This window comes from Thiorhodococcus drewsii AZ1 (assembly GCF_000224065.1).
GTDB lineage: Bacteria > Pseudomonadota > Gammaproteobacteria > Chromatiales > Chromatiaceae > Imhoffiella > Imhoffiella drewsii.
The window spans coordinates 12,878-31,074 of the sequence record NZ_AFWT01000002.1; the positions used below are offsets into that span (position 1 = coordinate 12,878).

The 18,197-nt window shown below is 61.6% G+C and carries 18 protein-coding genes; 2 read left to right on the forward strand and 16 right to left on the reverse strand.

Features of this window, described 5'->3' with window-relative positions:
• Nucleotides 1-75: 75 nt before the first annotated feature.
• The 6 genes from THIDRDRAFT_RS01365 to cysM all read right to left on the reverse strand — a co-directional run bounded on the left by THIDRDRAFT_RS01365 (nt 76) and on the right by cysM (nt 5,877).
• A complete protein-coding gene (locus THIDRDRAFT_RS01365; protein ID WP_007038987.1) occupies nt 76-939 on the reverse strand; it encodes a glycoside hydrolase family 16 protein in 864 nt (287 codons plus the stop codon).
• A 50-nt stretch (nt 940-989) separates the two neighbouring features.
• Complete coding sequence (gloA, locus tag THIDRDRAFT_RS01370; protein ID WP_007038988.1) at nt 990-1,370, reverse strand: lactoylglutathione lyase; 381 nt, start codon at nt 1,368-1,370, stop codon at nt 990-992.
• Between the two features lie 105 nt (nt 1,371-1,475).
• Complete coding sequence (locus THIDRDRAFT_RS01375) at nt 1,476-3,014, reverse strand: ABC transporter substrate-binding protein (protein WP_007038989.1); 1,539 nt, start codon at nt 3,012-3,014, stop codon at nt 1,476-1,478.
• Nucleotides 3,011-3,478, reverse strand: coding sequence for a CYTH domain-containing protein (locus THIDRDRAFT_RS01380; protein ID WP_007038990.1), 468 nt, complete (start codon nt 3,476-3,478; stop codon nt 3,011-3,013). The genes THIDRDRAFT_RS01375 and THIDRDRAFT_RS01380 overlap by 4 nt, the downstream gene beginning before the upstream one ends.
• A gap of 22 nt (nt 3,479-3,500) precedes the next feature.
• Nucleotides 3,501-4,829, reverse strand: a complete 1,329-nt coding sequence (gene rlmD, locus THIDRDRAFT_RS01385) for a 23S rRNA (uracil(1939)-C(5))-methyltransferase RlmD (RefSeq protein ID WP_007038991.1) — start codon at nt 4,827-4,829, stop codon at nt 3,501-3,503.
• Between the two features lie 142 nt (nt 4,830-4,971).
• Nucleotides 4,972-5,877 carry a cysteine synthase CysM gene (gene cysM, locus THIDRDRAFT_RS01390; RefSeq protein ID WP_007038992.1) on the reverse strand — a complete coding sequence of 302 codons (906 nt, stop codon included), beginning with the start codon at nt 5,875-5,877 and terminating at the stop codon, nt 4,972-4,974.
• Between the two features lie 233 nt (nt 5,878-6,110).
• Between cysM and THIDRDRAFT_RS01395 the strand changes: the two genes are divergently transcribed.
• Entirely contained in the window at nt 6,111-6,464 is a 354-nt protein-coding gene (locus THIDRDRAFT_RS01395) for an Hpt domain-containing protein (RefSeq protein WP_007038993.1), read from the forward strand.
• An 81-nt stretch (nt 6,465-6,545) separates the two neighbouring features.
• On the opposite strand, the gene THIDRDRAFT_RS01400 is transcribed toward THIDRDRAFT_RS01395, so the two are convergent.
• Nucleotides 6,546-6,851, reverse strand: coding sequence for a hypothetical protein (locus tag THIDRDRAFT_RS01400; protein ID WP_040843614.1), 306 nt, complete (start codon nt 6,849-6,851; stop codon nt 6,546-6,548).
• A gap of 304 nt (nt 6,852-7,155) precedes the next feature.
• Here THIDRDRAFT_RS01400 and THIDRDRAFT_RS01405 point away from each other — a divergent pair, with 304 nt between their 5' ends.
• Nucleotides 7,156-7,572: a flagellar basal body-associated FliL family protein gene (locus THIDRDRAFT_RS01405; protein WP_007038995.1), complete on the forward strand. Its 417-nt coding sequence runs from the start codon at nt 7,156-7,158 to the stop codon at nt 7,570-7,572.
• Between the two features lie 22 nt (nt 7,573-7,594).
• Here THIDRDRAFT_RS01405 and THIDRDRAFT_RS01410 read toward each other — a convergent pair whose 3' ends face one another.
• From THIDRDRAFT_RS01410 to THIDRDRAFT_RS01450, 9 genes are all read right to left on the reverse strand, one after another.
• On the reverse strand, nt 7,595-9,343 hold the full coding sequence (locus tag THIDRDRAFT_RS01410; RefSeq protein WP_007038996.1) for a PP2C family protein-serine/threonine phosphatase: 1,749 nt from the start codon (nt 9,341-9,343) through the stop codon (nt 7,595-7,597).
• A 62-nt stretch (nt 9,344-9,405) separates the two neighbouring features.
• A complete protein-coding gene (locus THIDRDRAFT_RS01415) occupies nt 9,406-11,154 on the reverse strand; it encodes an ATP-binding SpoIIE family protein phosphatase (protein WP_007038997.1) in 1,749 nt (582 codons plus the stop codon).
• 10 nt (nt 11,155-11,164) lie between these two features.
• Nucleotides 11,165-11,470 carry an STAS domain-containing protein gene (locus THIDRDRAFT_RS01420; RefSeq protein ID WP_007038998.1) on the reverse strand — a complete coding sequence of 102 codons (306 nt, stop codon included), beginning with the start codon at nt 11,468-11,470 and terminating at the stop codon, nt 11,165-11,167.
• A gap of 30 nt (nt 11,471-11,500) precedes the next feature.
• A complete protein-coding gene (locus THIDRDRAFT_RS01425) occupies nt 11,501-12,577 on the reverse strand; it encodes a protein-glutamate methylesterase/protein-glutamine glutaminase (protein WP_007038999.1) in 1,077 nt (358 codons plus the stop codon).
• Nucleotides 12,578-12,584: 7 nt separating this feature from the next.
• Complete coding sequence (locus THIDRDRAFT_RS27055) at nt 12,585-13,784, reverse strand: methyl-accepting chemotaxis protein (protein ID WP_007039000.1); 1,200 nt, start codon at nt 13,782-13,784, stop codon at nt 12,585-12,587.
• Between the two features lie 54 nt (nt 13,785-13,838).
• A complete protein-coding gene (gene cheD / locus THIDRDRAFT_RS01435) occupies nt 13,839-14,450 on the reverse strand; it encodes a chemoreceptor glutamine deamidase CheD (protein ID WP_007039001.1) in 612 nt (203 codons plus the stop codon).
• Between the two features lie 11 nt (nt 14,451-14,461).
• Entirely contained in the window at nt 14,462-15,289 is an 828-nt protein-coding gene (locus tag THIDRDRAFT_RS01440) for a CheR family methyltransferase (RefSeq protein WP_007039002.1), read from the reverse strand.
• 108 nt (nt 15,290-15,397) lie between these two features.
• Nucleotides 15,398-15,898 (reverse strand): chemotaxis protein CheW, encoded by a 501-nt coding sequence (locus tag THIDRDRAFT_RS01445; protein WP_007039003.1) that lies wholly within the window; start codon nt 15,896-15,898, stop codon nt 15,398-15,400.
• Nucleotides 15,899-15,941: 43 nt separating this feature from the next.
• Nucleotides 15,942-18,164, reverse strand: coding sequence for a chemotaxis protein CheW (locus THIDRDRAFT_RS01450; protein WP_007039004.1), 2,223 nt, complete (start codon nt 18,162-18,164; stop codon nt 15,942-15,944).
• Between the last annotated feature and the right edge of the window lie 33 nt (nt 18,165-18,197).

Genomic DNA, 18,197 nt, shown 5'->3' on the forward strand with positions numbered 1-18,197 from the left:
GAAGTCCAGCAGGCTGGCGACAAGGATCACGATCTTTGATTTGAAGAACAGTCGAACGCAGTGGATACGCGCGGGTTATCGGGACTCTCGAAGCACATCGACGGAATAGTCCCTTTCGACTTCGGGATCCAGATCATCGGACTCTGAATATTCCGAGATACGAACATAGTCGACCAGCATCCGTTGAGGCAAGGCATCAAGGTCGATCCCCTCCCGACCGCCCCAGCTTCCACCGACCGCCAGATTGAGGATGACATAGAATTCCTGGTCGAACGGCCACCACTCCCAGCCCTCGCCGTTGTTCTCCACTCGGAAGAAGCTCTCGTCGTCGACGAAGAACTCCATGGAATCCTCCAGCCACTCGACCGCATAGCGATGATAGACATCTGCGGCGTCCGCGATCTCGATTTGATCGGTGCGCTGATTGCCGTTCTTGAAGTAAGCGGCCTTGCTGTGGACGGATGCATGAACGATTTCGGGTTCGAACCCGACCTGCTCGACGATGTCGATCTCGCCGCAGTTCGGCCAGTACCAGCCCTCATCCTGGTTCCAGCCATAGAGACTCGGATCGCTCGGCATCAGCCAGAAGGCCGACCAGGTTCCGCGCGCGTCGGGAAAACGGATCCGTGCCTCGAAACGGCCATAGGTCGAGGCCCCCATCCCTCGCGAATTGATCCTAGCCGAGGTGAAGAGGCTGTCATCGTCTGGATCGACCTGGGCCTCGATCACGAGCCTGCCGTTCTCGACCCAGACGTTCTCGGGATCGTCGGTATAGGACTGGAGTTCATTGTTCACACGGCGGGGAGGCCAGTTCTCGATGTTCCATTTGGTCGCGTCCGGCGGTCCGACATAGTCGAACTCGTCGCTCCAGACGACATGCCAGTCGGCAAGCGCGACGGGCGCGAAGAGCGGACAGCACAGGAACAGCAGACCCCCCATCGACGATTCCCGAGCGCCCCCGGGAGGACGGTGGATGCCTCGAGCGAAATTCACGCCCCGATCAGCTCGATCGGATAGCCGTCCGGATCCTCGACGAAGGCGATGATAGTGGTACCCGCGTTCATGGGACCGGCCGCGCGCAGGATCTTGCCGCCCTTGGCCTGGATACGCTCGACGGCCGCGTAGACATCGTCCACCTCAATGGCGATATGGCCGTAAGCGGAACCCATCTCGTAGGTCTCGACGCCCCAGTTGTAGGTCAGCTCGATGACGGTATGCGTGGACTCATCACCGTAGCCGAGGAAGGCAAGCGTGAACTTGCCCTCCGGATAGTCCTGGCGTCGCAGCAACTTCATGCCCAGGACCTCGGTATAGAAATCGATCGAGCGCTGGAGATCTCCAGTGCGCAGCATGGTGTGGAGGATTCGCATCGGTCTCACTCGTGGGATCTAGAAGATTGAACGTCTATTGTCGCATTTAAGCGGGCCGAATCGGACGCACAGACCCGACGCCAGGATAAGGGCCTTGCGCGGCACTCAGTCCGAATCCGCCGTCCCGTTGGAATTGGGAGGCACCAGACGCACCTGTTCGAGCCCGTCGTAGTTACCGTCGGCGGCAAGACGGTAGCCCTCGACACCCCCTCGAACAGCCAGTATCTGGGCCTCATACCAAAGGGGTACATAAGGCAGATCATCGTGCAGCAGTCGCTGCAGCGCACGATAGAGCGCGGCCTGATGTTCCAGGTCCGGTTCGCTGGCCGCCTGGTCGATCAGACGATCCGCCTCTGGATTGCGATAGCGCCCGCGATTGGCCCCATTGGGCGGAATGGAGCGGCTGTGGAAAACGTAACGGAAGATGTCCGGGGTATGGACGCCGACCCAGGTCAGGCCATAGAGCTGAAACCGGCCCGCCTTGACGTCGCCGAAGAAGGTTCCCCAATCGTAGCTGCGAATCGACAGCTGGATCCCGACCGCCGCCAATTGCGACTGAATGGCCGTGGCCAGCCGCAACCGGAAGGGGTCGCTGGAGGTCTTGAGCGTCAAGCGCAACGGATGCGAGGCATCGAATCCGGCCTCCTTGAGGAGTGCAACGGCGCGCTCGGGCGCGTATGCATAGGGCTCGAGCCCTTGGGTTCCGACCCAATGATCGGGCGGGAAGATGGACTCGGCAATACGCCCAAGATCGCGAAAGAGAAAGTGAAGCAGCGTCTCGCGATCCAGGGCATGGGCGATCGCCTTGCGAACGGCGAGCCGACCGGTGGCTGGATCCTCCTGATTGAACGCCAGATAGGAGAAGTTGGTGCCAGGTCGCACCTCGACCCGCACCCCGTCCCGCTCGCGCAGATAAGCATAGAGCTCGGGCGATAGGTCGTTCTGGAGCATCTGGATCTCGCCGCGCAGCAGCTTCATCACGCGCACGCTCGGATCCTTGACCGCCAGCAGCTCCACATGCAGTCCGTCCGAACGCCGCGCTAACCGCAACCGACCCGGCTCGGGCCAATCGAGCAGGACAAAGGGACCGCTGCCCAGCGGGGCGTCGCTCAGAGCCCGGCCCTCCCGGATGACCCGCGCGGGCAGAATGCCCTCGGCCAGATAGGCCGGAAACAGCGGATCGGGCGCGTTCAGGCTGAACGCGATCGTGTCGGCATCCGGTGTCTCGATCGAGGCGATCAGGCTCAACTGAGCACGGTGCGGCGAGGCATTGTCGGGGTCGAGGATGTAACCGTAGGTGGCGGCGACATCGGCGGAGGTCAGACGGCTGCCATCGCTGAAACGCCGCCCTTCCTCGCCCAATCGGAATCGATATAGGGTCGGTGTGAGCCGCTCCCAGGTGGCGATGCCGGGAACCGGCAGTCCGTGCGCGTCGAACTCGACCAGGCGACGATAGAGCAGCCGGTTGACGCGTTCGGAGGTGGCGTCGGTGGCGAAGCGCGGATCCAGATTGCGCGGCGGTTCGGCCAATCCGAACCGCAGCACCCCATCGTCCTGTGAGCTGGATGCGCCGCATCCAGTCAGCAATGGGGCCAGCAATAGCGCAAGGAGCAGACAGGCCAGACGAGACCGGATGCGATTCACCAGCGACCGAACGGATGGCTGGCGAGATTGACGTTGTAATAACGCGGGTCGTCCGAGACCTCCTCGCCCAGCCAGTCAGGGCGCTCGAAGGGGGCGTCCTCGGACTCCAGCTCGATCTCGGCCAGCACCAGACCGGCGTTCTCGCCCGCGAAGACGTCCAGATCCCAGACATGATCGCCACAGGCGACCCGAAAGCGGGTCTTCTCGATCAGGGGCGAAACCGCCAGATCCCGGAGCATGGTCTCGGCATCCGCGACCGGAATGGGATACTCGAACTCGGCGCGCGAGATTCCCCGAGTCCGCCCCTTGAGGGTCAGGAAGGCCGTCTCGCCACGGATCCTGGCCCGCACCGTGAGTCCGGGATCCGCGCTCAGATAGCCCTGCAGCAGACGCGTCTCGGAGAGCACCCGATCGCGCCAGCTCGCGCCCCGGACCAGAAATTTACGTTCGATCTCGACGGCCATCGACTCGGCTCCTGGATCCGCGTTATTTCACCCGCTCGAACAGGGCCATGGACTCCACGTGCGCCGTGTGCGGGAACATATCCATGACACCTGCCGCCCGAAGTTCGTAGCCCAGATCGTTGACCAAACGGTCGGCGTCGCGGGCCAAGGTGCTCGGGTAACAGGACACGTAGAGGATGCGCTCGGCGCCCAGCTTGGGCAGCCAGTCGAGCACCTCCAGCGCCCCGCTGCGCGGTGGGTCCAGCAGAACCTTGCTGAAACGCTCGTCCATCCAGGGCTGCTGGGTCAGCTCGCCATAGAGGTTCGCGGTATGAAAGCGGACATTCTCAATGCCGTTCTGAGCGGCATTGGATTCAGCTCGGCTGACCAGCCCCTCCTCGCCCTCGACGCCGACGACGAACCCGGCCTGACGTGCCAGCGGCAGGGTGAAATTGCCCAGACCGCAGAAGAGATCCAGCACCCGATCATCGGGCTGGAGCTGCAACAGATCCAGCGCCTGGTCGATCATGGCCCGATTGAGTTCCAGATTGACCTGGGTGAAATCGGTCGGCTGGAACTCCAGCCGCACCCGCTGCATCGGCAAGGTGTAGTGCAGATCGATCCCCTGTCCGGGCAGGGGTCGGATGCTGTCCACGCCGCCCTCCTGAACATAGACGTGGAAATCCTCGCGCTCGGCGAAGGACATAAGCACGGCGAGATCCGGGGCACTCAAGGGCTCCATCACCCGGAAGATCAGCACGCAGGGCCCGTCGCCCATGGCGACCTCGACCTGAGGGACATGGTCGCGGATGCTCAGGGCATCGATCGCCTCACCGATCGTCTCCAGATGCTCGCCCACTTTGGGATGCAGCACCTCGCAGCGGGTGAGATCGGCCAGGAAGGAGTTGCCGCGCTCGCGAAAGCCGACCAGGGTCTTGCCCTTCTTGACGACATGCCGGACACCCAGGCGCGCCTTGCGTCGATAGCCCCAATGATCGCCGGTCAGGGGCGACAGCCAACGCTGGGGGGCGACCTTCCCGATACGGGTGAAGACGTCCTCCAAACTGTCCTGCTTGACACGAATCTGGGCCTCAGCGCTCAGATGCTGGAGCCTGCATCCGCCGCAGACGCCGAAATGGGGACATTTGGGCTCGACCCGATCCGGCGAGGCGCGCAGCACCTCGACCGCGACACCTTCGTCATACCGGCGCTGGATACGCTGATACCGAAACCGCACCCGCTCACCAGGGAGGGCGCCATCGATGAAGACGGCCTTGCCGTCGATATGGGTCAGGCCACGGCCTTCGTGGGTGAGGGACTCGATGTCGACCTCGACGAGCTCTTGCGGAAGGGGTTTACGTTTTCTCGACACGGTATCAGTCAGCGTTCGTTAAGCCAGTTACGGTTTCATCTGCTTCAGTTGCAGACAGGTTGATTCGGGGCCTTTATCCGGCCCCTGAGATGCGCGCGCGCCCCGAAAGGTACGGGAGAGAAGTGGGCCGCGACCTCATCGCTCAGACGGGAAAGACTCCGGTCGACAGATAGCGGTCGCCGCGATCGCAGACGATGACGACGATCACCGCATCCCTGACCTCGGCCGAGAGACGCAGCGCGGCCGCCATGGCCCCACCGGAGGAGATGCCGCCGAAGATGCCCTCGCGTGCGGCCAGATCTCTGGCGGTCTGCTCGGCCTGGCCCTGTGAGACGTCGATGATGCGATCGACCCCCTTGGGGTCGTAGATGCGCGGCAGATAGGCCTCCGGCCAGCGTCGAATGCCGGGGATGTTGGAACCCTCCTCCGGCTGCACCCCGATGATCTGAACCGCCGGGTTGCGCTCCTTCAGATACCGCCCCGTCCCCATGATCGTGCCCGTGGTTCCCATGGAACTGACGAAATGGGTGACACGTCCCTGGGTATCGCGCCAGATCTCGGGGCCAGTGGTCTCGTAATGGGCCGCCGGATTGTCCGGATTGGAGAATTGATCGAGCCGAATCCCCTCTCCGCGCGTCTCCATCGCATTGGCGAGATCGATGGCCGCCTCCATGCCGCCTTCCTTGGGGGTGAGCACGATCTCGGCGCCGAAGCTCTTCATCAACCCCCGACGCTCCTCGCTCATATGCTCGGGCATGATGAGACGCATGCGGTAGCCCATGATGGCCGCCGCCATCGCCAGCGCGATCCCGGTATTGCCGCTGGTCGCCTCGATCAATCGATCTCCCGGACGGATGGTCCCGCGTTCGGCGGCGCGACGGATCATGTTCAGCGCCGGGCGATCCTTGACCGAGCCCGCCGGGTTGTTGCCTTCGAGCTTGGCGAGCACCAGGTTGCCGGTCTCACCGGGCAGACGCTGCAGACGCACCAGCGGGGTATCGCCAATGCAGTGCTCGATGGTCGGAAATGCGGGGCTCGCGTTGGACATGGCCTCTTCTCGTCGGTTCGTATCCGGAATGTCTATTCTGTCCCGACCATCACTCGCGAGCGAGCCGAGCGGCGGTCGAAGACGTGCATCATAACGAATGCCTTGGCTTCGAGCCCGAACCATCGGAATCGCCAGCGGACGCAGACGCTATCCGAGCGTCTCGCCGAACGGCTGGACCCAGGTCGTTCGATGCAGTTTAATTCCACCAACCCGGTTGCAAAGAGGATTCCCTCGTGCAGACCAATGATCCTGCCTCTAGGTTCGACAGGCTGCCAGCCCGCGACGAGTCGGCGGCCCTGACCAGTGCCGGCGGTGACGCCGAGCTGTCTACCGAACTGCTGCACGCCCTGCTCTCGGGGCTTCCCGCCGAGCTCGACGCACTACGCGACTCGCTCGGCGAATCCGACTGGCCCGGACTGGCCGAGTACGCGCATCAAATGCGAGGCGCCACCCGCTATTGCGGGGTTCCCGCGCTCGACGCGGCGATCGAGGCACTGGAGCGCGCGGCGCGCGTCGGCGATCCGGAGCGCTGCAACGAAGGGGTCCTACAGGTCGAGATCCAGGCGCAACGCCTCTCGGGCATCTGAGGCGGGCTCCCCGCAAGGACGTCTCTGTCGAGGATCTGGTGAGGACCGACCCGCATCGGGAAGAAATTTCTATTCTGGATATCAGGAGCGCCCAGCCGGTGGCGGCGCCTGATCGCCGGTCAGCCCATTGCGCTCCAGAACCCGATGGACCTTTCTCGCGGTACGCACCAGGTCCGAGAGTTCCTCGAATCCCGGTCGCTCACCGCCGTCGAGGCGACGCTCCCAGGCTTCCAGCTCTCCGTCGAGGAATTGGAGCAACTTCATCGAGCATCCCTGGCAGTTTCCCATACAGAGTCGCGCCTGCGGCAGATCGAACGGAATCCGCGTTCGGATCTCCGCGATGACCTGGCGCATCGCCTCTGTGGTATTCGGTTTTCGCGAGCCCATTCTCTGCGTAGACGCCTCCTCTTGAATCAGGATTCCACTGATGGCCGAGAAACCAAACACGCAGCGGACATCATGCCCAGAACACCCGAGGCCCACGACACCAAGCTCGACGCAGTGGCACGACCGAATCGAGATGACGTCCAATATGGCGCCTGTGGCGGAAACGAAGCATTCACCAAGGTATGATGAATGATCGGAGCCATGCTCGAATCGGATCTGCGCTCAGATCGCAGCCGAATCTCGATCAGCTTATCGGGCCGAACCAAATACACTCAATCGGAACACTTCAAACGGACAGACCGGAATGCGCCTTATCCACCGTCGATTCAGCTTCTTACCTATCATCCTACTGAGCCTCCTAACCGCACTCGGCCACGCGAGCGAGGAAGCCGCGAATTCAGACTATCCAGGTTATGTTCCGCTCAAACCCTCCATCGTGGTCAATCTCGACCCTTCGGGGCGCGCGAAGTATCTGAAAGTGGACATCCAGTGCCAAGTGGACACAGCCGAGGATGCCGCCTTGCTCGAAAAGCATATGCCGCTTGTGCGCGATCGCCTGATCAGCCTGCTGGGCGGACGTTCCGCCGATGAGATGCGGACGACGCAACAAAGGGATGACCTGCGTGCCGAATTGCTGTCGAAGCTACGCGAAGCACTGGGCGATCAGACCGGGCGCGTCGTGGTCAGCGCCATCTACTTCACCGGCTTCATCATCCAATAGGGCGGGATCAGGGCGCCGATGGTCAGGACCACCAACGGTAGGATGCATCCGCGCGGCGCCCCCCTTCACTGTAAGTGAGGGATTCACACAACTCCTGCAGCAAGACGAGCCCCTCGCCCCAGGGGGGCGGCGGAAGGCAGTTCCCCTCCGAATCGCAGCGGCACTCGAATCCCTTCCCACCGTGGCTCACACTCACCGCGAAGGCCCCGCCGTCAGCGTGTCGCAAATAGCGAATCTCGATTCGGATCCAACCGGAACAGGATGTACCGCTCGCGGCCTCCGAGACCAAGAACTCGCCCGAAACGAGTGCGTCCGGTGAAACCTTGACGGCCCAGGGAGCCATGGATATTCCGTGCTCAAGCGCATTGGAATAGAGTTCGGCGACGATGATCTCCAGAGCCGGCACATGGGCGTCCAGTCCGTCAAGCAGTCCGAGCGGACGCAGCAGCGAATCCACCGAGCGCATGGCGCTCAAACGCGCGTCGCGCAGCTCGATCGACCAGGTCCAACCACCAACCGGAAGTTTGCGCCAATCCGGTTCGGGGATGGAGAAGATGGACGTCTCGATCGGAATTTCGAGCACGGCGATATCGTCGACCTGATCGACGCCGGCACAATGCCGGTCAAGCGCCTCGATCAGCCCTGGAAAGACCCGATCACCATACCGCCAATCATCGAGAACCCGATGCAGGCACATCTCCTTGAAGCGGTCCCCAGCCGTATTGCTCGCTTCGAGCAGGCCGTCGGTGAACACTAACAGACGATCGCCCGGCCTAACGCTGATCTTGCGAGGAACATTGCCGTCGCACAGCTTGGGCAGAACCCCCAGCGGCAGGGCATGCGAGGACAGCTCATAGAGCCCCTCTGCCGTACGCAGCCAGGCACTGGGCATACCGCCATTCCACCAGTAGAGATACTGACTGCTGCTCGGAATCGAGATGAGGGTAGCCGACATGAAGCGATCTGGCGGAAGCAGTGCATGCAGCTTGCGGTTGATCTCCTCCAGGACCTCGTCGTCCGAGACTCCCTTGGCCGTCATCGCATGAAATGCCTCCGCGACCGGGAGCGCACCGATCGTAGCCGCCAGGCCGTGCAAGGTGAAATCTCCCATCAGCATCCGCAGACCGCCGTCAGGAAGATGCTGGGTCAGCACCAGATCGCCGTTGAACATGGCGGCGGCTCGCTGCTCCAGCGATAACAAATCGGCCACCACGTTGCGATTTCCGATCGCGCGACTGAAGACCCGTTCGGCCAGCGCCTGCTCCTGATGTTCCAACTCCAGGCGCTTAGTGAGCGGAGCACCGCTGGCAAAAACGGCGCGATGCAGGCTGCGGACGCGGTCCATGGCGAGGATTCGGGTCAGAAGCAGGTCGGCGCTGAAGGGCCACACCAGAAAATCGTCGCCGCCCGATTGGATACAGCCCATCAGGCTCTCCTCGTCTTGGGCACAGCAGACGAGTATCACGGGCACGAAATCCGCTCCCGCCATCGCCTTGATATATCGGATGGCGTCTTGGCCGCTCATGTCGGACATCTGAGCAGCCACCAGGACGAGGGCCGGCCGAGTGCGCTCGAACAGAACCAGCGCCGCCTCTCCGCTCTCGGATTCCACCGGTTCGAACCGCTCAGCGCGCAGCATCTCGACCAGTTCGTGACGAACCTTGAAATCGCTGATGGCGGTCAAAACCGAACCGCGTCGCACCAGGCTTAAACCGGCAGCAACGCCCTGATCTTGATCTTGGCGTCCATCTCGAATGCTCCCCGACGACATTGGATGGCCTCCAATCAAGGCTAAAGAATGGCCGATGGCTCGTCGAACCAGGGTCCGACACACTACCAGCGGTAGAGTACCTCGGCCTCGGAGCCATTGCGGCGAAAGACGAGCGATTCGCACAGCTGTCTCAAGAGCATGAGACCGCGCCCCCAGGGACACGCTGGATCCTGGTACAGAGTCTGGACATCGGTTGAGTCGAATCCGCTCCCGGAATCGCGGACACACATCCGAACCGAGCCACCCCCATCCGGACCGGGCTCATAGCCGATTCGGATCGAGACCATGCCACTGGCCTCCAAGGCCAAACGGCTGGAGCGCTCGCGATAATAGGCGTCGAAACCCTCTGGGGTCACCTTCATAATGGAGTCCAACTTGAGGACGCCGTGATCGAGTGCATTGGTGAAGAGTTCGGCCAAAATGGTCTCCAGCACCCCCTGCTGCACCTCCAAACCATCTAGGAACCCCAGCGGCTTAAGCGCCGATTCAAGCGTCGGCTGATTGCACAATCGCGCGCCCTCAAGATCTAACGACCAGCTCCAGCCGGTGGTCGGACAGACCGTCTCAGGCCCAGGCTCGGGCACCATGAAATTCGGATCGAGCGGAATTTCCAATGCGGCGATGTCGTCCAACTGTTCTGCGCCCTGACAGTGCCGATCCAGCGCGGCAATGAGCCCTGGCAGGATGGGTGCGTCATCCTGCCAGGAATGCAGGACCGAATCGAACGCGGCATTGATGAACATGACGCCATCGCGGCCGCTCGCCTCCAGCAATCCGTCGCTCATCATTAGAATTCGATCCCCGCCGCACAAATGGACGCGACGCGGAATCTCCTGGGCCGGAAGCTCCGGCAGGATTCCCAGTGGCAGCGCATGCGAAGTCAGCTCGGTCAGCCCGGACCTGGTTCGCAACCAGGCGCTGGGCATACCACCGTTCCACCAGCGCACCGCCTCTCCATTGCCGGGTAAGGAAACGAGACAGGCCGCCATGAAACGATCGGCCGGCAGCAACTGGTAGAGTTTACGGTTGATCTCGCCCAGGAGCTGTGAATCAGTCACGCCCTTGCGGGTCATGGTGTGGAAGACATCCGCCACCGGCAGTACCCCGACCGCCGCCGCAAGGCCATGCCCGGTAAAGTCACCCAGCAGCACGCGCAGCCCGCCGTCCGGCAAGAACTGGCTCAGCATCAAATCGCCGTTGAAGATGGCGGCCGGACGCTGAACCAACCCCAGCCGATCCATGGCGACGTTGCGACTGCGCACCGCGTGACTGAGCAGATGCTCGGCCAACTCCTGGTCCTCGCGATCGCGTTGCAGGTGTGCCGCCAAGACCTTCTGCCTGTCAGCATGGGCTCGGTGCAGATCGCGCACCCGCTCCGACACGAGGATCCGGGCCTTGAGACGCCCCGCGCTCACCGGCTTGGAGACGAAATCGTCCCCACCGGCATCGGTCGCGCGCCGGATAACCGCACGCTCGTCCGAGTCGCTCAAGACGATGAGCGGAGTAAACCCACTACCGGCGCATTGCTTGATCCGTCGCACGGTCTCGAAATCGGCGGCTCTCGCGGGATCGACATTCAACAGAACGATATCGGGCCGCTCTCGCTCGAACAGCGACAAGGCGGTCTCGCCATCGGCGGCAAGCAGGACCCGAAAACCCTCGAGCTGGAGGGTCTGGCGCAGTCGGTCGCGCTCGGAGGCGTCCGGATCGAGTATGAGAGCCGTTCCCCGGGAGAAGGTCTCGACCGACGCACCCCGAGCCTGGGATGCGGGCAGACGCGACACCTCTGGAGGCAAGTCCGATCCTGTCATCACGAAAATATCAGTCGAGTGTAAACAGCTTTCCGAAGTTGGCGATCTTGAGCACGCGACGCACGTCGTCCGCACAGCCACCGATCGTCACGCGCGACGGATTACCTCCGGCAAATTCGCGCAACAGCAACAGCATGCCCAATGCGGAACTGTCCAGATAAGAGGCCCCGGAGAGGTCGACGAGGAACCGTGTCGAATTGGGATCCTTGTCCTTATAGGCATCGCGAAACGCCTTGTGCTGTGCGAAATCGAAACGACCATCGACGATGATCGTGACCAGATTTTTGTCCTGGTCGACCCTAGATGTAATGCCCATTCATGCTCTCCTTCAAATTCGAAAACGGACTCAGAGCATCCGCTTCGCCACCGAACCCCGGAGTAGCGCGTCGGCAACCCCGCCTATCGGGACAACCTCCACCGCCGCACCACGTTTAACCGCTTCGCCCGGCATGCCCCAGACGACGCTGGTCGCCTCATCTTGGGCGATCGTATAGACCCCGAGATCCCTCAGCTCCTTGAGCCCCTGAGCGCCATCGGCGCCCATGCCGGTCAAAAGGGCCACGCAGGCATTCTTTCCCGCCGACTGGGCGACCGATCGAAAGAGCACGTCCACGCTCGGTCGATGCCGATTCACCAGCTCGCCCTGAGTGAGACGACAACTGTAGCGCCCCCCGTCCCGGACCAGCAGCAAATGCCGATCGCCAGGAGCAATGTAGACATGGCCCGGCATGACACGGTCGCCCTCGGCCGCCTCCTTCACCACGAGACCCGTCAGCCGATTCATGCGTTCGGCGAAGGCCGCGCTGAAACCGGGCGGGATATGCTGGCCGATCACGACGCCGGGCGCGTCGGGAGGCAACCCCAGCAGCACTTCCTTGATCGCTTCCGTCCCTCCAGTCGAGGCCCCGATGGCTAACACTCGATTGCTCGCCCAGCCCGAGGGAGCCTTGGGCTTCGGAAGCACCGAGCCCACTGCGGAGGCTTGAGGCGGGCTGGAACGCGCGGTCAGCGGACGCACCCGCACAGCCGCAGCCATTCGAACCTTCTCCACCAATTCCGCTCCGTAAGCCTCAAGAGCATGGGCGAGATCGCGGCCCGGCTTGCGAACGAAATCGACCGCGCCCAATTCCAGCGCACGCAGCGTCACCTCGGCCCCGCGCTCGGTCAGCGACGACACCATCACCACCGGCATGGGACGCAACCGCATCAGGTTCTGCAGGAAGGTCAGGCCGTCCATGCGCGGCATTTCGACATCGAGCGTCAGAACGTCGGGATTGAGTTCCTTGATCCGGTCGCGCGCCACGAACGGATCTTGGGCCGTACCCACCACCTCGATATCCGGTTCCTGGGACAAGATCTCGGAGAGGATCTTTCTTACCAAGGTCGAATCATCGACCACCAACACACGAATCGGTTTGGTCACAGTTGCCTCAGAACAGCTCTATGTCACCTTCATGCATGGACGTCTGGCTCACCGGACGGTGAACCGCCGCAATCAGCTGCTCGCGCAGCACCTCCAGCCGAGCCTTGGCCTGGGCGAGGTCCTCGTCCGAGCGAGCCTGCCCCATCGGAATCTGCTTGAGTTCTGCGACGAAGCGATCGATGAAATCGATGCGCATCTCGGCCTGCGCCAGCACCTGGCGCGAGATGTCCTCGAACTGCAACAGACGCACCGCCGAGTCGACGTTACCCTGGATGCGATCCACAACCGAGGACAGTTGGACGAGTCCATCGGCGATCATGGTATTGAGCCCCTGGACCTTGACGATCATCTCGTCCATCGCGCCCTTGGCCGTAATGGAGGTATTGAGATCCTGCGAGGCCATTTCACCGACGATGTTGCGGGTCTCGTCGAAAACACCCTGGGCCCGTTCCGCTTGATCGCGAATCTGGTCGTTGAAATCTGCTGCATCCTGCGAGAGCTTCCGCACCTCCTGTGCGACCACAGCAAATCCCCGCCCCGCCTCGCCCGCGCGAGACGCCTCGATCGCCGCATTGAGCGCCAGCAGATTGGTCTGGCGGGCGATGCGTTTCGATCCCTCGAGGCTAATAAAGATCTCGCTCATCTGGGTCGAGAGATCGTCGATCTGATGGGCCACCTGCACACTGTGCTTCCCCATATCGATCAAACGATCGACGTTTTCGGCCAGCAGGTCGCTGTTGGCAGACAGGAAGGCGTTGACATCGACCAGATCGTCAGGATCGTCGGAGGAATTGGCACTACGAGATACGAGATTGAGCACCAGTTGCTGTTGCGCCTTGGACTCGTCGGATAGACCATTAAAACTGACGTGCAGATCACTGGCGGCATGGGAAATCAGCGAGGATGCCTGATCGAGGAGATCGCGTAGTTCCTTCATCTGAGGCCCGATCAGCCGATCCGTTTCGACCACCAGATTCCAGAGTTCGCGCTCGCCAGGGCGACTGCTCTGGCCGCTCGCACTCGGGGCCAACCGAGCCGTTCCGGTATCCGGCACCTCCTTTTTCAGAAGCACGGTCCCCAACCAAACGGCGGTCACGAGGACCAGATTGAGCCAAGGCGCAAGCACGCCGGGGAGCAACACAGACTGTAGAATCAAGACTGCGGCGATGACCAGGGGCAGCCAATAGGGTTTCAATTTGCCCAACACGAGACCTCCTTTCGAGCAGTATCCATTCGCCGCCATTTCGAAGTATGGACGGCATTATGAGAAGAGTTCGACATCGCCCTCGACCCGCGACTGACGCAACGTCTCGCTGTAACTGAGTTCGCGCTCGATGATGGTGTCGTTGTGCAGACTGCGCAGCTTCTTCACCAGGACACGTCCGGTCGCGGGGAAAAAATAGACCTTGCGTGGATGATTCCCCAGAAGATCCTTGGCGACGACCGGAACACCCTCCGTCGCCAGGTAGTCCATAACGAAACGCGCATTGCGCTCGCCAACCACGTGATTTTTGAAACCGGGCAGGACATTGCCTCCTCCGAAGACTTTCGCCTCCAAATGTGCGCGACGGGCACCGAGCTTGAGCAATTGGTTGATCAGGATCTCCATGGCATAGTCGCCGTAGCGCATGGAGCGTCCAAAGCGGCTGTCCTCGTCGCGCTTGTCGTCGGGCAACATGAAATGATTGATGCCGCCGATGCCGCTGATGCGATCGCGAATGCAGGCTCCCACGCAGGAGCCGAGCACGGTCACCATCAGTAACTCTCGGGTCGATACGTAATATTCCCCAGGGAGAATTTTGACCGCATCCATGTCGAAATTGCGGTCGTAGTAGAGATTGGGCGCCAGAACTTCCTCGAAACGCTGTTGCATCTTGACCTGTCTCAGTTGCAAACGGTGGGGGCGTAGACGGTCTTGCCTTGTAGACGAAACAGCTCCGCCACATGCGTCAGACTCTCCGAATGCCCAACGAAGAGCCGTCCGTCCTGACGCAACAGCGGATGGAATCGCGCCAAGATCTTGGCCTGCGTCTGCTTATCGAAATAGATCATGACATTGCGACAAAAGATGGCGTCGAATGGCCCCTTCATCGGCCAGCGGTCCTCCAACAGATTCAAGGCTTGAAAACGTACCAGCGCGCTCACCTCCGGACGAACGCGCGCCATGCCTTTGTGTGGGCCCTTGCCGCGCAGGAAGAAACGCTTGACGTCGGCCTCCGGCATCTTCTCGATGCGTTCGAGCGGATAGATACCCCGCGCCGCCTGCTGAACGACATTGGTATCCAAATCGGTCGCCAGAATCTTCACCGGCGGCCTCCAGGACTCAAAGGCGTCGATCATGGTCATCGCCATCGAGTAAGGCTCCTCGCCCGTCGAACAGGCGGAGGACCAGAGCATGACCGGAGCGCGCCCTTGACGCCTGGCATCCAACGCGACCTGAGCCAACACCGGGAAATGGTGTGCCTCTCGGAAAAAGGACGTCAGGTTGGTCGTCAGCGAATTGATGAACGACTGCCATTCCTCGGGGTTGGCATCCAGGTGATCAAGGTAGTCATCGAAGGATTTCAGACCGTTCGCCCGCAGCCGCCGTGCGATCCGGCTATAGACCATATCGACCTTGGCCGCGCTCAGCGAGATCCCAGCGTGCGCGTAGATAAGCGAACGAATCCGCTCGAAATTCCGATCTGTGAAGAGAAACTCGCGCTCATTCATGGGCCGAGAGACGCATCGGACGCCGAGAACGGAAATGCATCAAGCACCATGACCTCCTGTCCGCAGGGAAACCCTCTACCATGAACGCCCTCGCCGCTCCTTGAGCGTCTAAGCGGTCAGCTGCGATTGCTCCACCAGGCCCATCTCGCTACTGGTCATGAGCCGCTCAATATCGACCATGATGATCATGCGCTCGTCCAACGTCGCGAGCCCATCGATATAATCCGTGTCCAGCACGGCGCCAAACTCGGGCGCCGGTCTGACCTGCTCCCGACTCAGCGCGATCACGTCCGAGACGCCATCCACCACGATTCCCAACACCCGACCCGCGATGTTGAGAATGATGACGACAGTGAAGGCGTCATACTCGACCTGCCCCAGATTGAATTTGAGGCGCATATCGATGATCGGGACGATCACGCCCCGCATGTTAATGACCCCTTTGATAAAGGTCGGCGAGTTGGCGATCTTGGTCACGGCGTCATAGCCGCGAATCTCCTGCACCTTCAGGATATCGATCCCGTATTCCTCGTCACCCAAGGTGAAGGTCAGATATTCCTGCGAATCTTCGCTGCGGGGCAAAGCGCCGTTATTGCGTTCTTCGTTCATGTTCATTACCCCTTCGATAGCCGAATTCAGCCACGGCCCCGGTTCATGCCGCCTTGCGGTTGAGTCTTACTAGGGCGTCCACGTCAAGTATCAGCGCTACCCGCCCATCGCCCATAATGGTCGCGCCCGAGACGCCCTCCACCTTGCGGTAGTTGGTCTCGAGACTCTTGATGACCACCTGATGCTGAGCCACCAGCTCGTCGACCTGAAGCGCGGCGCGTCCCTCGGCCGTATCCACGATCACCAGGATGCCGTCATCCTGCTGAACACCTGCCGCGCTGAGATGGAAGACGTCGCGCAGCACGATCAGCGACAGGTACTCTCCGTTCACGTGCACCACTCGGCCACGTCCGGAAATCGACTTGAACTGCTCTTGACGCGGCTGAATGGATTCCTGGATGGCGGTCATCGGCAGGATGAAGATCTCCTCGCCCATGCGCACCGAGAGTCCATCGAGAATCGCCAGCGTCAGAGGTAGACGAATCGTGAGATGGGTCCCCTGCCCAGGATAGGAATCGATATCGACACGACCGTTCATCTCCTCAATGTTGCGTCGAACGACATCCATGCCAACGCCGCGCCCCGAGATGTCGGTGACCTTCTCTGCGGTCGAGAAGCCGGGATGGAAGATGAGCTGCCAGACCTCCTTGTCCGATGGATTGTCCGGCATCGGGATCCCCTGCGCTTCAGCCTTGGCCAGCAGCTTGTCTCGATTCAGTCCGCCACCGTCGTCCGTCACCTCGACCACGACGCTTCCACCACGATGGCTCGCCCGCAGGATGATCTCGCCTCTCTCGGGCTTACCCGCCTCGCGCCGCCGTTCGGGCAGCTCGATGCCGTGATCGATGCTGTTGCGCACCAGATGATTGAGCGGATCGGCCAAACGCTCGATCAACCCCCGGTCGAGTTCCGTATCCTCGCCGATCAATTTGAGCGACACCTGTTTTCCGAGCGTCGCCGCCGTGTCGCGGACCACCCGTGGGAAACGGTTGAAGACGAAACTGATCGGCATCATGCGAATCGACATGACCGCCTGCTGCAGATCCCTGGAGTTGCGTTCCAGATTGGATAGACCGCTGAAGATACGGTCGTTGAGCACCGGATCGAGCAGGGACGCAGACTCGGCCAGCATGGCATGGGTGATGACCAGCTCACCAACCAGATTGATGAGCTGATCCACCTTCTCGACGCTGACCCGAATGGACGAATCGCCCGTCGCTGCACGTTTGGCCGGCGCTGCCGCGCCTTTGTGGGAGGTGGCATCGGACACGGGCCGATCACTGGCTCCGGCCTGATGCGTCGAAACCGCCTCACCCTTGGGCTCCGGCGCCCCAGGCGAGGTCGCGAAGAAGCCATAGCCCCGCTGCTGCTCGACCCGCTCGGAATCGGCAACGGCGACGACCTCTCCCATCCCCGGATTGCCGCCGAAAAGCCCGAACCCATCGCCCTCCTGATCGGAAAGCACCTCGCTTCCAGGCGCGTCGGCGAAGAATCCGAAACCGGCATCGTCCTGATCCGACGGCGTCTCGTCCACCACATGCTCGCTTCCGGGCGCACCCTCAAAGAAACCGAAGCCGTCATCCTCGGAGTCCAACGCATCGGCACGGACCGACACATCCTCAAGATCGCAAACGAAGGCGAAGGTCTCAAGCACGGCCTCGCGATCGAGGCGCGTCGTGAGGCGCCAGACGCAAGGCGCCGAGGCATCCTCGCTCAGAACCTCCAGACGCCCGACCTCAGTCAGCGCGTCCTTCAACGTCTGAGGATCCGAGCCTGGTTGAAGCTGCAAACTCTCAGGATGGAATTCGATCAGCCACGCCATCTCGTCCGTAGCGCCCCGAACGTTCGGATCGGCGGTCGCAACGGAGAGTCCGGCCTCGGTCCCCGCCAACGCGTCGAGCGTGCCGCACACCTGCGCGATACGCGGATCGTCGAACTCGCCCCCCTCTTGATGCGCCGCCAGCTGAGCCTTCAAGACGTCGCCAGCCTCCAGGAAGGTATCGATCATCTCGACGGTCGGACGCATCTCCTCCTTGCGCAAGCGATCGAGAAGGGTCTCAAGGACATGGGTGACGTTCGCCATATCGGAAAAACCGAAGGTACCCGCCCCGCCCTTGATGGAATGTGCCGCTCGAAAGATCGCGTTGAGCGTTTCGAGATCGGGCGCATCGACATCGAGCTCCAAAAGCAGACTTTCCATCGCGCCCAGATGCTCGCTCGCTTCCTCGAAGAACACCTGATAGAACTGACTCATGTCGATGGTCATACCCGTTCCCCCGGGGGTGTTGCCGCAACCCGA

Excerpts from the sequence above, each read along its gene's own strand:
- THIDRDRAFT_RS01450 (WP_007039004.1), bottom strand. The coding sequence starts at position 18,164 with ATGACCATCGACATGAGTCAGTTCTATCAGGTGTTCTTCGAGGAAGCG.
- THIDRDRAFT_RS01405 (WP_007038995.1), top strand. The coding sequence starts at position 7,156 with ATGCGCCTTATCCACCGTCGATTCAGCTTCTTACCTATCATCCTACTG.
- THIDRDRAFT_RS01440 (WP_007039002.1), bottom strand. The coding sequence starts at position 15,289 with ATGAATGAGCGCGAGTTTCTCTTCACAGATCGGAATTTCGAGCGGATT.
- THIDRDRAFT_RS01420 (WP_007038998.1), bottom strand. The coding sequence starts at position 11,470 with ATGGGCATTACATCTAGGGTCGACCAGGACAAAAATCTGGTCACGATC.
- cheD (WP_007039001.1), bottom strand. The coding sequence starts at position 14,450 with ATGCAACAGCGTTTCGAGGAAGTTCTGGCGCCCAATCTCTACTACGAC.
- THIDRDRAFT_RS01400 (WP_040843614.1), bottom strand. The coding sequence starts at position 6,851 with ATGGGCTCGCGAAAACCGAATACCACAGAGGCGATGCGCCAGGTCATC.
- THIDRDRAFT_RS01415 (WP_007038997.1), bottom strand. The coding sequence starts at position 11,154 with ATGACAGGATCGGACTTGCCTCCAGAGGTGTCGCGTCTGCCCGCATCC.
- gloA (WP_007038988.1), bottom strand. The coding sequence starts at position 1,370 with ATGCGAATCCTCCACACCATGCTGCGCACTGGAGATCTCCAGCGCTCG.
- THIDRDRAFT_RS01380 (WP_007038990.1), bottom strand. The coding sequence starts at position 3,478 with ATGGCCGTCGAGATCGAACGTAAATTTCTGGTCCGGGGCGCGAGCTGG.
- THIDRDRAFT_RS01410 (WP_007038996.1), bottom strand. The coding sequence starts at position 9,343 with ATGTCGTCGGGGAGCATTCGAGATGGACGCCAAGATCAAGATCAGGGC.
- cysM (WP_007038992.1), bottom strand. The coding sequence starts at position 5,877 with ATGTCCAACGCGAGCCCCGCATTTCCGACCATCGAGCACTGCATTGGC.
- THIDRDRAFT_RS01365 (WP_007038987.1), bottom strand. The coding sequence starts at position 939 with ATGGGGGGTCTGCTGTTCCTGTGCTGTCCGCTCTTCGCGCCCGTCGCG.
- THIDRDRAFT_RS01445 (WP_007039003.1), bottom strand. The coding sequence starts at position 15,898 with ATGAACGAAGAACGCAATAACGGCGCTTTGCCCCGCAGCGAAGATTCG.